Consider the following 14,351-nt stretch of genomic DNA (forward strand, 5'->3'; position numbering starts at 1 on the left):
CACGCGTCAGGCTGGTACGGCCTCGATCACGCTGAGGCCGTCGGCGGTGTTTGTGGCGGTGATCTGCCGCAGTTGCCAGCCGGCTTGGGAAAGCAGCGCCGCGAATTCCGCGCCGGTGCGTTCCCTGGCTCCGAGCAGCATGAGCATGTGCAGATCCATCCGAATGGCGGCCGGTTGCTCGCGTGCCCGTCGCGGCAGGACGGCGTCGACGAGCAGCAGTCGGCCGTCACTGGTCACGGCGCGGCGGCAGGCGGCCAGGATGCGCACGGCGTCGGCGTCGTCCCAGTCGTGAATGACCCGGCTCAGCAGATACGTGTCCGCCCCGGCGGGCACCGATGTGAAGAAGTCGCCGGCGATGAACTCGCAGCGGCCGGCCAGTCCGGCCGCCGACAGCCGCTGCCTGGCCTGATCGACGACCACCGCCCGGTCGAGCAGGACCGCCGACACGTGCGGCACGGCACGCAGGACCGCTGCCAGCAGGACTCCACGCCCGCCGCCGACGTCGACCAGTCGTCGCACCACCGCGAAGTCGTACGCGGCGACGACATGGTCGGCTTCGCGTTCGGCCCGCCAGGCCATCGAGTCCTGGAACGCCGCCGCGGTGTCGGGGTGCTCGTCGAGGTAGGTGAAGAACCGGGTGCCGTATGCGTGGTCGAACGCCGTACCACCGTGCAGCACGCAGTCCAGGAGACCGGCAGCGGCGCGGAAATACAGTTCGCCGCGCACGATCGCGGGGCCACGCAGCGAACCCGGACCGTCCCGCAGCAGGCTGCCGAGCTCGGTCAACGCGAACCGGCCCTGATCGTCCTCGGTCAGCACGTCTTCGGCCGCGAGACCGCGCAGCACCCGCGCGAGCGGGCCGGGGTCGACGCCCACGGCACGCGCCACGTCCTCGGCGGTCCTGGGACCTGACGCCAGAACGTCGGCGACACCGAGCCGCGCCGCAACATACAACAGCTGGGTGGTCAGATATCCGTCCACCAACCGCGCCAGCCGCAACGGTGCCGCGTCCGGATCCGTGCTCGTCATCCCTGGACCCATCCCACCTTCGCTCATGGAGGCTCAACGACAGGCGTGGCCGGCCATGCGCGCCTCGGCGCCTGCGTAGCCACCGTTGCCGAGCGGCTCGCTGTGCCCGCACCGCTCACAGGTCAGGGTGCCGATCTCGTCCTGGGTCTCGGGCGGCTGCAACCGCAGGGAGTGCGGGCGGCTGGTCCACCACGCCCCCGGTCCGTTGACGCCGTAGTCGACCGACCACAGGTACCCGAAGATGAACACCGTGAAGATGCCGGCGCCCAGCGCACCCGCGCCGCCACCGCTGGACCCGCCGGTCTGAATGAGGCGCACGGTCCCCCAGAGCATTGCTACCAGCCCCGCGATGGTAAGTACCCGCCACAGCGTCCACTGCAGCCGCGCCGCGGCAACGCTCAGGACCTGATACTCGACCTCGTCCCCGCACCAGGGACACGCAAGGGTGACCGACCCCGAGTACAGGGTGCTCGGCGGCCTTTCCAGCACCACCGACTCGACTCGGTACATGTCCCGGTCTCTGCCGTCATGGTGCATCAGCTGGACCTCGACCTCGGAGGACGGGATGCCGCGACCCATGGCCAACATCGTTGCGGTCGGGCGTCGACGTAGTCAACTGTCGTGATCGGGCCGGGTGCGGGCGCGCGACTCCCTGGACCGCGGCCGCATCGCCGGGTCGCGTACCGTTGCCAGGCGATGGCGACTGAACGGATCTGGCTCGACGTGCCGTTCGCGGAGAAGGACGCGGCGAAGCGGGCCGGCGCGCGGTGGGACGGCGCCGCGAAGCGTTGGTACGCGCCGAGGGCGGGGATCCAGGCCCTCGACCGATGGGCGGCGCAAGCCGAAATCCCCGACCTGCTGCCCGGCGAGCAGCGGTCGCTCGGCGCCGGCCTGTTCGTCGATCTGGTACCGCGTAGCTGCTGGTTCACCAACGTCCGGTCGTGCGTCGACCAGCGGGACTGGGAACGGCTTCGGCGGATGATCACCCGGCGCGCCGGGCACCGGTGCGAGGTGTGCGGCGCCGCCGAGGATCCGGGCGCGAAAATGTGGCTCGAGGCCCACGAGCGGTGGACGTACAACGACGCCACGCGGGTTCAGCGCCTCGGCCGGCTCATCTGTCTGTGCGGGCGCTGCCACATGGTCACGCACTTCGGGCTGGCCCAGGTGCGGGGACGCGAGAAGGAGGCGTACGCGCACCTGATGGCGGTCACCGGTATGACGGAGTCCGAGGCCCGCGAGCACGTCGAGGTCGCGTTCGAGGTGTGGTTCCAGTTGTCGCGAATCCGATGGACGCTCGACCTGAGCATCCTCACCGACGCCGGCGTCACGGTGACACCACCGCCCGACGCGGCCGGCCGGGACACCGTCGCCACCGAGACCTTGGGCCGGACGTGACGGACGCCGGCAGCACCGCCCGGTTGCCCGGGCGGTGCTGCCGCTACCTCCGCATCGCGGTTCGGGTGGTCAATCGCAGCAGTTGTTGCAGCCGCCACCCCAAGCCGTGCACGTGACCGAGCCGTTGGAGTGCAGACAGCACGTGCGACGGCGCAGGTTGTTGCCGAAGCACCGCTGTTCGGTCTGGCAGTCCACGGCGCGGGCCGGTTCGTCGAGCCGCGGGACGACGAGGGTCAGGAGCCGGTCACTGGCCCTCCGGGCCATCGTTGCGATCATCGTTCCCTCCTGTCATTCGGTGCCGTTGATCCGTTGTTTTGATCCACCCGGTCAGTCTGCGGATGACCACGCCTACCACGCCGTCGACGGGGTACGGCCCCCAACGCCGGGAATCGATCCCGACGGCGCGGTTGTCGCTGAGAACCACCACCGAGTCCGGTGGCACCACGGGCGACGGTGATCTGATGCCGGCGGGCACCGGCTGACCGGGCAGAGCGGCCACCCGCTTCACCTGGCGGCCGCGGATGGGCGTCCAGTAGCTCTTTCCGTTGTGTACGACGGCGTCGGGCGGACCGAGGACCACCACGTCGCCGCGCCGCAGGCGGCGGCTGTCGCAGCGCCGGACGAGCACGCGGTCACCGTCGCGCAGGGTCGGTTCCATGCTGCGGCCCTCCACCGTGACGACGATCAACCGTCGCCGTACGTAGACGACGGCGGCCGCGACACCGACGAGAGCGGCCACGGTGGTGTAGCCGGAAAGGTGTCGGCTGCACCGGCGGGCGTCGCCCACGTGGCGGCGCCCACCGAGCCGGCCGATCAGTGGAACCAGAAGAAGTACCATCCGTTCGGCACACCGCCGCCGCCCCAGTAGAAGCAGGGCTCGGGGGCGTAGTAGCCCCGGTTGATGAGGTTGCGACGGGCGTTCTCGCACGAAGACTCGCTGCCGAACGGACCGCAGTAGTCGCGGATCTTGCAGCTGTATGCTGCCGCTTCGACATCCGCCGCGGTGCCGTCCGTCACGGCGAGGGAAGCCGGTGCGGTCGTCGTGGTCGAGACGACCGTGCCGCTCGCGGCCACGGGGGTCGAGGCAGCCGCGGGCGAAGCCAGGCCGAGCGACACGAGCACCGCGAAGAACAGGGCGACCAGTGTCACCGGTGTGAGGCGCCGGCGTAGCGGGCCGGCCGGGGTGGAACCGCTCATGTGATTCCGTCCTTTCACGTGGTCGAATCGATGCGTGCGTCCCGGAACGCCCGTCCGACGCTGCCAGGCGGAACGGAGCGGCGCCACGACTTTCGGGCGACGCCGAATGTCGTGGCCCGCAACCGACATGAAGCCGATCTGAAGCGGGTGCCTGGTCCACTCGGGCACGCACATGGCAAGCCATCGGGGGAGGCGAAGACGGTGCACATTCCGGACCACGACGCGCGGCGAACCAACTCACCGGCACTGGCTCGACTGGTCGGTCGCACGCGGGCCGCGGTGCTTTTCGCCGCGCGGACGCGGCCAACCACGTCGGAACTCGCGCGGCGCGTCGGCATCTCCGCCGCCTCCGCCTCGGAACACGCCACTGTGCTCCGGGAGGCCGGGCTCATCACGACCCACCGTCACCGCAACACGGTGCGGCATACGCTCACCCGGATCGGGGTCGACCTGCTCCGCGTTGTCGCGTCGCGCCGCAGCGCGCAGGGCCGAGCCGCGTCCCAGCGCGAGTTGCTCCCTGGGAGGATTGATGATCGGCCAGCGCCCGGCGTCGGCCAGTGCGTCAGAGGTTGACGTCAACCACTCGCCGACAAGAACTCCAGCGTCCGGCGCCACACGTCCGCCCGGGCCTTCGCTGTGGCGGCCGGCTCGCCGCCGTAGTCGAACGTCACACCCGCGATCGGCAGTACCGACACGGTCGTCGGCGCGTACGGCGGCGCGGCGATCTGGTGTCCCGCACCCGGATAGACCACGTGCTCGTGCGGGCGCCCGTGTGCGGCCAGCCGGTCCGCGGCGAACTGGTGGAACGCGGGTCCGCTGCTGGCGTCGCACTCCCCCGACAGCAGCAGCACCGGTCCGTTGATCCGCTCGACCGGAATCGTCGCCTCGGCCACCACGCTCGACGACAGACCCGGTTCGAACGCCAGCCGCAGCGGCACCGGCGCGCCCTCGGCCACGAGCTTCTCCAGTTGCGCCGTGACGACGGTCGGCACGTACGGCAGCGGCCTGCCGCCCACCGTCCAGTTCGCGACGGGCGTCCGCATGATCTCCAGGAACGAGCCGGTCATCACGTCCTGGCTGATGCCCGCGATCAGCACGCCGCTCCCGACGATGCTGACGACGCCGGTGACCGCCGGGTTGGTCGCCCCGATCAGCAGCGCCGCCTCGCCGCCCTTGGATCCACCGGTCACCACCAGCCGGCCCGGGTCCACGAACGGCAGCGACCGGAGGTGGTCGATCGCCCGGTGGGCGTACTCGAGCGGGATGTCCTGCAGGGTTGGTGGCCGGCCGGGCACCCCGGCCAGGGCGAGTGCCAGCACGGCGTATCCGTGCGCGGCGAGCAGTGCCGCGTCGTCCTCGTGGATGCCTGCTTCGGCGCCGGCGAGCATGAGCACCGCGCCGAGCCCGGACCGGCCGGCCGGGTGGTACATCACCCCGACCAGGCCGTGCTCGCGCACCTCTGTGCGCACGAGGCCGGCCGGGATCCGGCGGCGCCGCACGGTCGCCGTGGCGTCCGGCACACCGGGTGCCGACGCGGTGAGGTCGAGCTCCGTGGGGTGCCGCACGTCGACGGGCCCGTCGAAACTCAGTGCGTCGAGGGGACGCATCGACCAGATCAGACCCATCGGGTCGACACCGTCGTACGAGCCCTCGACGGGCGCGTCCCGGGCCAGGTCGACGGTCCCGTCCCGGTCGGCGGTGAACGCGGTGGTCGACCGCCATCGGGCGCCCCGCAGGTCGCGCTGCGCGGCCCGAACGGTGACCCGCTCGCCCGGCGGCAGGCCCACCACCCGGATCCGCAGCGCGGTGTCGAGGTTCGGATCCGTCGGTGAAATTTCGAATCGCATGCTCCGACCGTAAAACGGATACCCGACCGCGCCGTGTCGGTTATTTCGAACGAGGTTGCGGAGCCTGCAATGCCTCCTCCGGGAGGTTCGCATCGGTTCCGACGGCAACCGGGACGCGGACCGTGACGGCGCCCGGCACCACCGTGACGGTCAGCCGGGAGACCCGCTTGCGATCTCCCCCGTCGAGTTCGTACCGGATCGGCGACTCGAAACGGACCTTCACCCGACGCCTGGCCCGGGTCATGTGAACCAGCGGTGACCGGTCGGCGTGCCCGGTGACCAACCGGCCGGCCGTGCGCGCCCATTGCCCCAGCCCTTCGGCGGTCGTGACCCCGACCTCCAGCCAACCGTCGTCGGGCACCGCGTCGGGGAACGCACGCACGCCACCGGTGATCCGACTGACGTTGCCGAACAGCACGCAGCCGGCCCGACCGGAGAACCACCGCTTCCCGTCGACCTTCACCCGGAGTGGAACCGCTGGATCCCGGACGTGCCGCAGCGCGGTCAGGACGTAGGCCGCCTTCTCCAGACGTCCTTTCATCGTGCGTCCGGCATCGTCGATCATCTCCGCGTCCAACCCGGCGCCGGCCATGACGGCGAAATGCTCGCCTTTGATCCGGCCGAGATCAAGCTGGAACCCCCGGCCGGACATCGCGACCCGGACGGCTTCGGCCGGGTCCGACGGGATGGACAGGTTGGTCGCCAACAGGTTCGCGGTTCCCGCCGGGATGATCGCCACCTCGACACCGGTGCCGGCGGCGGCGTCCAGGCAGCGCTGCACGGTGCCGTCACCGCCCCACACCACCAGCAGTTCCGCGCCTTCCCTGATGGCGCGGCGGGCCTTCTTGCCCGCCTTTCGACCCCTGTCGACCTCGAACCAGAGCGGATCGCGGCACCCGTGCCCGGCCAGCAGTTCCCGCAACTGATGCGGGCCACCGCCACCGGCAGACTTGCCGCTATGGGCCACGACCGCGAGCTTCACGCCGTCTCGTTATCCATTGACGCCCTCGGCCAAACACGGCCCTGACGAGCGTCCGGACGGCACGGGCGTGGACTGCTGGATTGATCGGCGGTTGACCGATATGGTCGTCCCGCCCCATTGGCGATTCGACGCTTGACCGGTGAGTCAGGAGCGACATGAGTATCTCGACGCGGCGCATCGGTGACGCGAGTGTCGTTACCGCGTCTGGCGAACTCGATCTGGAAATCGTGGATCAGCTCCGGGCCTGCCTCAGGGAGGCGGCTTCGACCGATCCCGAACGCCTGGTGGTAGACCTGACCACCGCGACCTTCGTCGACTCGACGATCCTCGGCGCTCTCGTGGGCGCCCGCAACGAACTGGGTCCGAACGCTGACCGCTTGCGGATCGTATGTAGCAATCCGGCGATCTTGAAGACATTTCAGGTGACCGGTCTGGACCAGGTGTTCGCCATCCGTCCCGCCCTCACCGATGTGGTACGGCCGACGTGAGCCGCTGACGGGCTCAGCCCCGCACAGCCTCGGCGTCGGGATCGTCGGGCTGCGGCACGCCGCGTTCGACTGTGCGGGCGCCGCCCAGTTCGGCGCTCAGCACCGCCGCGGCCACCATGAGGAACCCGATCAGGATCAGCCACGTCAGCATGGCGAACGTGATGCCGATGATGCCGTACCGTTCGGAGTTGTTCTCGATCAGTCGAGGCATCCACAACGCGGAGTACAGCGTCAGAACCGCGCTGCCGGCGGCGATCACGAACGAGCCGGGGAGCAGTCGCCGGATCGGGATCCGCCGCGAGAGCAGCAGGCGCTGCAGCAGCAGCCAGACCGCCGTGTTCACGACGACGCGCAGCACGAAGCCGAGCACCGATCCCGCCGGGGCCTGACGCAACAAGCCGACCAGCAGTGACAGCACCAACAGCGAGCTGATCAACAGCCCGATCGCGGTGACCGCGTTGAGCGTGCCGCGCACGCCCATGGCCGGTAGTTGCCACGCCGCTTCGTACGTGCGCTGAAGGGAGCGGGTCAGGCTCAGGACGGAGAACACCAGGACCACCAGGCCGGCGACGGTCAGCGTGCCGGTGGCACCGGGTGGCCGCTCGAACAGCGTCCGGATGGCCTGTGCCGAGGGGCCACTGACGTGGAACCGGTTCGCCACCCGGTCGGCGATCGCGGTGGGACCCTGCCCGGCGACGGCCGCGGATAGCACGATCAGCAGCGGAATGATGGCGGTGAATGCCTGGCCGCCCATGACGAGCGCACGGTCCCGGCCGTTGATGGCGCCGAAGCGGCGCAGGCAACGCACGGGCAACGACGACCGTACCCGCGATATGGAACTGGCGCCCCGGGCACCTCCGATCCGGGTCAACCGTTCACGAAGACCCGAGAACCGTCGCTCCGGTGCCGGCGCGACGTCGGCCGTCGGCCGCGGATCCGGATCGTGCGGGACCGCCGGGGGGTCGTGTTCGACCGTCACGTCGGCACCTCCTGACACCCGCCGATCACCTCGGCAATGCCGGTGGAGCGAGCTCATCATGCTTCCCAAGGACGCCGGCCTTCGCACCCTACGCGCGAGGATCGCCGGCTGGAGTCATCCCATGTGGGTGACGTCTGCACGCCTGTTACCGGCAACCGTTGAGCGAACACCGCCGTGACGCGGCGTTGCTCCGGGCGAGGTCGGGCGAGGTCGGATGACGTTTCACGAGACGATGGAGTTGGTCGTCACCGGGTTCGAGGCCGCCGGTGTGGCAATCCTGATCTTCGGTTCACTGGCGGCGCTCATGTCGGCCGCAGCCAAGCTCCGCCATGGCGACGGGCGGGCCGCCTACACGCACGCCCGCCAGGACGTCGGCCGAGCGATCCTGCTGGGCCTGGAGGTCTTGATCATCGCTGACATCGTGCAGACGATCACGGTCGATCCCACTCTCAACAACGCACTCACGCTCGGCCTCATCGTCCTGGTCCGAACCTTCCTCAGCTTCTCCCTCGAGATCGAACTGGACGGCACCCTGCCGTGGCGCCGCAACTCGGCGGACACGGGGCCGGCTGGGGCTGCGGAGACCGCGTCAACCAGTGGTCCAGCGGACTGACCGAGCGACGCGGTCCGCAGCGCCGGTCGGTTTCATTCCTGGCGGTTGAGGACGGCGACGGGCGGTCCAGAGGACCATCCAGGGACGCTCGCCGAGTCACAGGAGGACGATGGGCCGTGATCGAAAATTCCGATCTCGCCGGCGAGCCCGACAGCCGTGACCGATCCGTCCCGACACCCGGCAGCGACACCCCGCCGGGTGGCGCCCCGGTGGGCCCCACCCGGGTGCCCCGGCTCGCGGTGTGGGCCTGGAGCTTCGTCGGGGTCGTGGCGGCGGCGATCATCGTGGTCGCCGCGTTGGCCGCGGTGAGCGAGATCGTGCTCCCGTTGACGTTGGCCGCCGTCCTGGCCGTGATCTTCAAACCGGCGGCCGGCGTGCTCCAACGCCACCGGTTCAAGCCCACCCTCGCCGCCGGCCTGATCGTCCTCGGTCTGCTCGCCCTGCTGACCGGCGTGGTCGTCGCCACCGTCCGCGGTGTCATCGAGCAGGCGGATCAGATCGGCGCGCTGACCGGCGCGGCACTGGACACGGCGGCCGAACAGCTCGACGCGCTGGGTGTCGATGCGGCCGCACTGGACGACGCGAGGGCGGCCACCGGGACGGCGGCCCCGATGATCACCGGCGGTGTCCTCACCCATCTGGTCTCCGGCATCGGCACCCTGATCGGCTTTGCCAGCGGCGTGATCCTCGGCTCGCTGGTCATGTACTACCTGCTCAAGGACGGCAACCGGCTCCGGCACTCGCTGATCGCACAGTTCGAACCGTCGCTGCGTGACGATGTCGACGGCTTCATCGGCGATTCGATCCGGCTCCTGCGCGACTACGGGAAGGGCCGCACGGTCATGTCCGCCATCGTGTCGGTGGTCATCGGCATCGCCGCGCTCCTACTCGGCCTCCCGCTCGTGTTCACCATCATGGTGGTCAACTTCGTCGGCGGTTACATCCCCTACATCGGCGCCTTCCTCGGTGGCGGGCTGGCCGTCATCGTCGCCCTCGGCGACGGCGGGCTCAGCAGGGCCGCCGTCATGCTCGTGGTGGTGCTCGCCTCCAACCTCGTGCTGGAGAACTTCGTGGAGCCCAAGGTGATGGGCCGCAGCCTCGATATCCACCCGTTGGTGGTGCTCGTCGTCACCGCGCTGGGCGGCCTCGTCGGTGGCATCGTCGGACTCATCCTGGCCGTCCCCGCCTACGTGATCGCCCGCACCGCCATCACCCGCTTCCGATCGAGGGGCCTCGTCGAGCGGGTGGCCGACCGTGCCGAACCGACCGTGCAACGCCTCCTCCAATGACGGTTCCAGCCGCCGTGCTGTCGTCGGTCTGCTGATCGCCACCCGGTGCCATCGTGTGTCGCGGGCGGCAGGGGAAGGCGGCCCGCGGGACGCCGAGCGTCGTGGCGAGGTCGAATGCCGCACGCCGGTGACGCTCCCCCGCGGCGGGTGTTCCGGTGGTGTCGCCGATGTCGCCCAGCAGGATCAGCGTGCGGGCTTCGTTGATCCGGTACCCGATGTCGCGGTACAGCGTCAACGCCCACTCGGCATGGCCGAGCGCTCCCTGGAGCAGCGTGGGCTCGCCGGTGCGCCGGTGCCGGCCCAGGGCGATCTCCGCCATGGCGACGTGTACCCCGGCCTCCTGGATCCGGTAGCCGCTCGTCTCGGCCGTCGTTCGGGCCGCATCGGCGTGGGTGGTCGCCTCGGCGTGCTGGCCGAGGCCGCACAACGCCTGGGCCAGGCCGATCTGAGCCACGGTGCTTCCCTCACCGTTTCCACCGTCGTCGGCTGTCCGCTGGGCCTCCCGGTACCGTTCGGCCGCCTTCTCGTACCGGGCCTGGTGCAGGTCGACGGCGCCGCGGTTGTTCGCCGCGGTCATGACCAGCACGGGCGCTCCTACCCGCCGCGCGACGGTCTCCGCCAGGTCGGCGTACCGTTCGGCTTCGGCGAGCCGTCCGCGGTCACGCTCGATGGCGGACAGCACCGCGAGGTTGAACACGTCCGTGCGCTGATCGGCGTCCTCGTCGTCCTCCGCGCGGGCCAGCGTCGCGTCCTGGAAGGCCGCTTCCAGCGCTCCGACCATCTGCTGGAGGACCGCGAGGTTGCCCAGCACCCACGCCTGCGAGCAGCCGGTGCGGCGGTGAATGTCGAGCGCTTCGCGGAGGTACGGTTCCGCGACGTCCAGGCGGCCCAGGGACATCGACGTCACGCCGAGGTTGACCAAACGGGTGGCTACACCGTGGTCGTAGCCCGCACGCCGGTCGGACGCCAGCGCGTCGACGAACGCCTCGATTGCCCGTTGCGGCCGTCCCGCCACGACGTGGAGCGCGCCGAGGTGGTTGAGCGCCCGCGCTTCCCCCTCGGCCCAACCGCCTTCCCGCGAGAGTCGCAGCGACGCGGTCACGTGATCGAGGGCCGCGCGGCCGTCGCCGCAGAACTGGTGGACGTGGGCCAGGTTGGCGGCCGCCGCCGCACGCGCGACGGGATCGCCACCGGCGGTGGCGGCCGTCATCGCGGCCTCGGCGACGGTCAGCCAGTCGACCCGGTGACCGGTGCCGTCGAAGTAACCCCGAAGGGCGTCAGCGAGCCGCCAGGCGTACTCATGGTGGCCGTCGGTCGCGGCCTGGGAGACGGCTTCGACGAGGTTGCTCCGCTCGACCGTCAACCAGGCCAACGCCTCGCTACAACTGGCCGGTGCCGGAGACGGCGTGTCCTGGCCCGGCGGCGGGGCGGGCAACCGCAGCATCAGCGGGTACAGCAGCTCGACCGCGGCGACCGTGTGGTGCAGGTACCATCCCAGCAGTCGACGCACCGCGGCGACGCGGTCGGCCTCCGCGTCCTCCGTCCGTACCCGCTCGGCGGCGTATGCCTTCAACAGATCGTGGAACGTGTAGCGCCGATGCGGGGTGGCCTCGACGAGGTTGACGTCCGCGAGTGTTCGCAGCCACCGTCCCGCCTCCTCCGCGGACGTGTCGATGAGCGCCGCGACGGCCTCGGCGGTGACGTCCGGGCCGGGGACCAGTCCGAGGTGGCGGAACACGTGCCGCAGGTGGGGAGACAGCCGGAGGTACGACCAGTCCAGGGCGGCGCGCACCGACGCCGACGGGTCGCCGTCGACCGTCAGCGTGGCGAGCTGCCCGCCGTCGCGTAGCTGGCCGAGGTACCCGCCGAGGTCCAGGTGCCGGTCGACGCGGAGGTTCGCGGCGGCGATCCGCAGCGCCAGCGGCAGGTAGGAGCACTGCTGGGCGAGCGCGCGCACCGCGTGCGGCTCCGCCCGCCCGGTTCCCAGGATCCGGGTGACGAGGCGCACGGCGTCGTCGGCGGTCAGCGGTGCCACCGCCAGGTGGTGGGCGGAGTGCGTCACCACGAGACCGGTGAGCAGCCGGCGGCTCGTCACCACCACGAGCGAGCCGGCGCCGGTGGGCAGCAGCGGACGGACCTGTTCGGCGTCGCCGGCGTTGTCGAGCACGACGAGCATCCGCCGACGCGACGTCATCGACCGGTACAGCGCCGCGGCCGCGTCGACGTCCGGCGGCACCCGGTCCGGGGGAACCCCGAGCGCGCCGAGGAACCACGCCAGTGCCTCGACCGGGCGCACCGGACGGTCGGGGGCGTAGCCGCGGAGGTTGACGAACAGCTGCCCGTCCGGGAACTCCCCCGCCACCCGGTGCGCCCACCGCACCGCGAGCGTGGTCTTCCCCACCCCGGCGGTTCCGGTCACCACGGTGACGGTGACGCCGTCGGCGGCCGGCTTGATCGCGCACAACGTGGCCAGCTCGTCGGCCCGGCCGGCGAAGTCGGTGACGTCGGCCGGCAGTTGCGCCGGTGCCACCGTGGCCACGTCCTGACCCACCGTCGGCGGGGCGTCGTGGCCCGGCACGGGCCGCACGGGCTCGTCCCGGAGAACGGCCTGCTGCAGGTGGCTCAACTGTTCACTCGGATCCAGTCCCAGCTCGCTGCTCAGGATCTCCCGGACCTGCCGGTACGCCTCCAGCGCCTCGCCGCGCCGGCCCGAGCGGTGCAGTGCCGAGATCAGCCTGACCCACAGGGACTCGCGGGTCGGATACCGGTTGGTCAGCTCGAACAGCTCGGCGATCACCCCGGCGGGTGGGCCGATGGCGACCTCGATGTCGATGCGCCGTTCGGTGGCGGCGAACCACTCTTCCGTCAGCCGGGGGACCACCTCCCGGTCGAGCCAGTTCGACTCCGCATCACCGAACGGGCGGCCCCGCCACAGCAACAGTGCCCGCTGCAACAGTTCCAGCTCCCGCTCGCTCGGGCCGGCGGCCGCGGTCGCGCGCACCAGTTGACGGAACCGGTAGAGATCGACGCACTCGGCCGCGACGCAGAACAGGTAGCCGCCCGAGACCGTGCGGATCACCCCGGTGCCGAGCAGCTTGCGCAGTCGGGTGACGTAGGTGTGCACCGTCGCACCGGCCCGCTGCGGTGGCTCGTCCGACCACAGCTGGTCGGCCAGGGTTCGAACGGGCACCGGCTGACCCTCGGACAGAACAAGGGCGGCGAGGAGGGCCTGTAGCCGTCCGGACGGAATCGTCACGGGCCGCTGATCGACGCGAACCTCCCACGGTCCGAGTACGTTCAGCTCCACACCGTTCGTCATGCTGCCCACTTCCGGCTCGCCACGGAACGCGCAAGTCGCCTGCGGACTCCCGTCGTCGGCGCCGACGCGAGGATAGAAGGTCTGGCCTTTCACAAACCTGTCACCCGCGGACCCGGGAAGGCACGGGTGACGCTGTCGTGAGAGGCAGCGCTTCCTATCCTTGACCGGGACGTGACCACGGGGACGAGGGCGCACTGCGCGGAGGTCGTGACATGGAGTGGTTCCCCGACCGGGAATCGTTGCGCGGTCGGGTCGCCGTCGTCGACGGAGCGAGCCGTGGTGCCGGACGCGGCATCGCCGCCGCGTTGGGCGAGGCCGGTGCCACCGTCATCTGCACCGGCCGCAGCAGCCGCGCCGGCAACGAAACGTCGGACTACGACCGTCCGGAGACCATCGAGGAGACGGCCGAGTTGGTGAGCGACCTCGGCGGTACGGGGATCGCCATCCAGGTGGACCACCTCGACCACGGTCAGGTTCAGCGCCTGGCGGACAGGATCCGGGCCGAGCACGGCAGGATCGACGTTCTGGTGAACGACATCTGGGGCGCGGAGTGGCTCAAGGGTGGCCCGGCGGAGTGGAACACGCCGATCTGGGAGCACGACCTCGACCGGGGGCTGCGCATCCTCCGGTTGGGAATCGACACCCACCTGATCACCTCTCACCACCTGCTACCACTGATGATCGGCGAGCCCGGCGGGCTACTGGTGGAGATGACCGACGGCACCACGGACCACAACGCGTCGAACTACCGGATCTCGGTGTTCTACGACCTCGTCAAGGTCGCGGTGAATCGGCTGGCGTTCTCGCAGGGACATGAACTGGCGCGGTACGGAGCAACCGCGGTCGCGCTCACGCCGGGGTGGCTACGGTCGGAAATGATGCTCGACAACTTTGGTGTCACCGAGAGCACCTGGCGTCAGGCGCTGGAGCCCGATCGGCGTGACGGTTTGCCGACCGCACCGCCACCGTTCGAGGCCTCCGAATCGCCTCGCTACGTCGGGCGGGCGGTCGCCGCGTTGGCTGCCGATCCGCACCGGGCACGGTGGAACCAGCAGTCGGTGACGTCTGCCGACCTCGCCCGGGAGTACGGGTTCACAGACCTCGACGGCCGCCGGCCGGACAGCTGGAACGCGGGCTGACACCGCGATCTCACGGCGTCAGCGGTGCAAAGCCGATCAGTCCTTCGGGGGTGACGCCAGGTCCCTCGCACTTC

The 14,351-nt window shown here is 70.6% G+C and carries 14 protein-coding genes; 5 read left to right on the plus strand and 9 right to left on the minus strand.

What is annotated here, in order from left to right:
• Positions 1-6 precede the first annotated feature (6 nt).
• Positions 7-1,029 carry a methyltransferase gene (locus Vau01_RS49915; RefSeq protein WP_204008169.1) on the minus strand — a complete coding sequence of 341 codons (1,023 nt, stop codon included), beginning with the start codon at positions 1,027-1,029 and terminating at the stop codon, positions 7-9.
• 33 nt (positions 1,030-1,062) lie between these two features.
• Positions 1,063-1,608, minus strand: coding sequence for a hypothetical protein (locus tag Vau01_RS49920; RefSeq protein ID WP_204008171.1), 546 nt, complete (start codon positions 1,606-1,608; stop codon positions 1,063-1,065).
• A gap of 117 nt (positions 1,609-1,725) precedes the next feature.
• Here Vau01_RS49920 and Vau01_RS49925 point away from each other — a divergent pair, with 117 nt between their 5' ends.
• Positions 1,726-2,424, plus strand: coding sequence for a DUF5710 domain-containing protein (locus tag Vau01_RS49925; RefSeq protein WP_204008173.1), 699 nt, complete (start codon positions 1,726-1,728; stop codon positions 2,422-2,424).
• Positions 2,425-2,493: 69 nt separating this feature from the next.
• Here the strand turns inward: Vau01_RS49925 and Vau01_RS49930 are convergent, their stop codons facing one another.
• The 5 genes from Vau01_RS49930 to Vau01_RS49955 all read right to left on the minus strand — a co-directional run bounded on the left by Vau01_RS49930 (position 2,494) and on the right by Vau01_RS49955 (position 6,450).
• Positions 2,494-2,688, minus strand: a complete 195-nt coding sequence (locus tag Vau01_RS49930) for a hypothetical protein (protein ID WP_204008175.1) — start codon at positions 2,686-2,688, stop codon at positions 2,494-2,496.
• The gene (locus Vau01_RS49935; protein WP_204008177.1) at positions 2,669-3,262 is read right to left on the minus strand and encodes a S26 family signal peptidase; all 594 of its coding nucleotides are present in this window, start codon (positions 3,260-3,262) and stop codon (positions 2,669-2,671) included. The genes Vau01_RS49930 and Vau01_RS49935 overlap by 20 nt, the downstream gene beginning before the upstream one ends.
• Positions 3,238-3,621 carry a hypothetical protein gene (locus tag Vau01_RS49940; RefSeq protein ID WP_204008179.1) on the minus strand — a complete coding sequence of 128 codons (384 nt, stop codon included), beginning with the start codon at positions 3,619-3,621 and terminating at the stop codon, positions 3,238-3,240. The genes Vau01_RS49935 and Vau01_RS49940 overlap by 25 nt, the downstream gene beginning before the upstream one ends.
• A 575-nt stretch (positions 3,622-4,196) precedes the next feature.
• Positions 4,197-5,468 carry an acyl-CoA thioesterase/bile acid-CoA:amino acid N-acyltransferase family protein gene (locus tag Vau01_RS49950; RefSeq protein ID WP_204008180.1) on the minus strand — a complete coding sequence of 424 codons (1,272 nt, stop codon included), beginning with the start codon at positions 5,466-5,468 and terminating at the stop codon, positions 4,197-4,199.
• A 40-nt stretch (positions 5,469-5,508) separates the two neighbouring features.
• Entirely contained in the window at positions 5,509-6,450 is a 942-nt protein-coding gene (locus tag Vau01_RS49955) for a diacylglycerol/lipid kinase family protein (protein WP_204008182.1), read from the minus strand.
• 155 nt (positions 6,451-6,605) lie between these two features.
• Here Vau01_RS49955 and Vau01_RS49960 point away from each other — a divergent pair, with 155 nt between their 5' ends.
• Positions 6,606-6,938, plus strand: coding sequence for an STAS domain-containing protein (locus tag Vau01_RS49960; RefSeq protein ID WP_204008184.1), 333 nt, complete (start codon positions 6,606-6,608; stop codon positions 6,936-6,938).
• A gap of 13 nt (positions 6,939-6,951) precedes the next feature.
• Here the strand turns inward: Vau01_RS49960 and Vau01_RS49965 are convergent, their stop codons facing one another.
• On the minus strand, positions 6,952-7,917 hold the full coding sequence (locus Vau01_RS49965; protein WP_204008186.1) for a YhjD/YihY/BrkB family envelope integrity protein: 966 nt from the start codon (positions 7,915-7,917) through the stop codon (positions 6,952-6,954).
• A 214-nt stretch (positions 7,918-8,131) separates the two neighbouring features.
• Here Vau01_RS49965 and Vau01_RS49970 point away from each other — a divergent pair, with 214 nt between their 5' ends.
• Both Vau01_RS49970 and Vau01_RS49975 read left to right on the plus strand, forming a co-directional pair.
• Entirely contained in the window at positions 8,132-8,530 is a 399-nt protein-coding gene (locus Vau01_RS49970; RefSeq protein WP_204008187.1) for a DUF1622 domain-containing protein, read from the plus strand.
• 116 nt (positions 8,531-8,646) lie between these two features.
• On the plus strand, positions 8,647-9,819 hold the full coding sequence (locus tag Vau01_RS49975) for an AI-2E family transporter (RefSeq protein WP_204008189.1): 1,173 nt from the start codon (positions 8,647-8,649) through the stop codon (positions 9,817-9,819).
• Here the strand turns inward: Vau01_RS49975 and Vau01_RS49980 are convergent.
• Entirely contained in the window at positions 9,740-13,138 is a 3,399-nt protein-coding gene (locus tag Vau01_RS49980; protein ID WP_204008190.1) for an AfsR/SARP family transcriptional regulator, read from the minus strand. The genes Vau01_RS49975 and Vau01_RS49980 overlap by 80 nt on opposite strands.
• A 212-nt stretch (positions 13,139-13,350) precedes the next feature.
• Between Vau01_RS49980 and Vau01_RS49985 the strand changes: the two genes are divergently transcribed.
• Complete coding sequence (locus tag Vau01_RS49985) at positions 13,351-14,277, plus strand: SDR family oxidoreductase (RefSeq protein ID WP_204008192.1); 927 nt, start codon at positions 13,351-13,353, stop codon at positions 14,275-14,277.
• Positions 14,278-14,351 lie beyond the last annotated feature (74 nt).

Source organism: Virgisporangium aurantiacum, assembly GCF_016863635.1.
Lineage (GTDB): Bacteria > Actinomycetota > Actinomycetes > Mycobacteriales > Micromonosporaceae > Virgisporangium > Virgisporangium aurantiacum.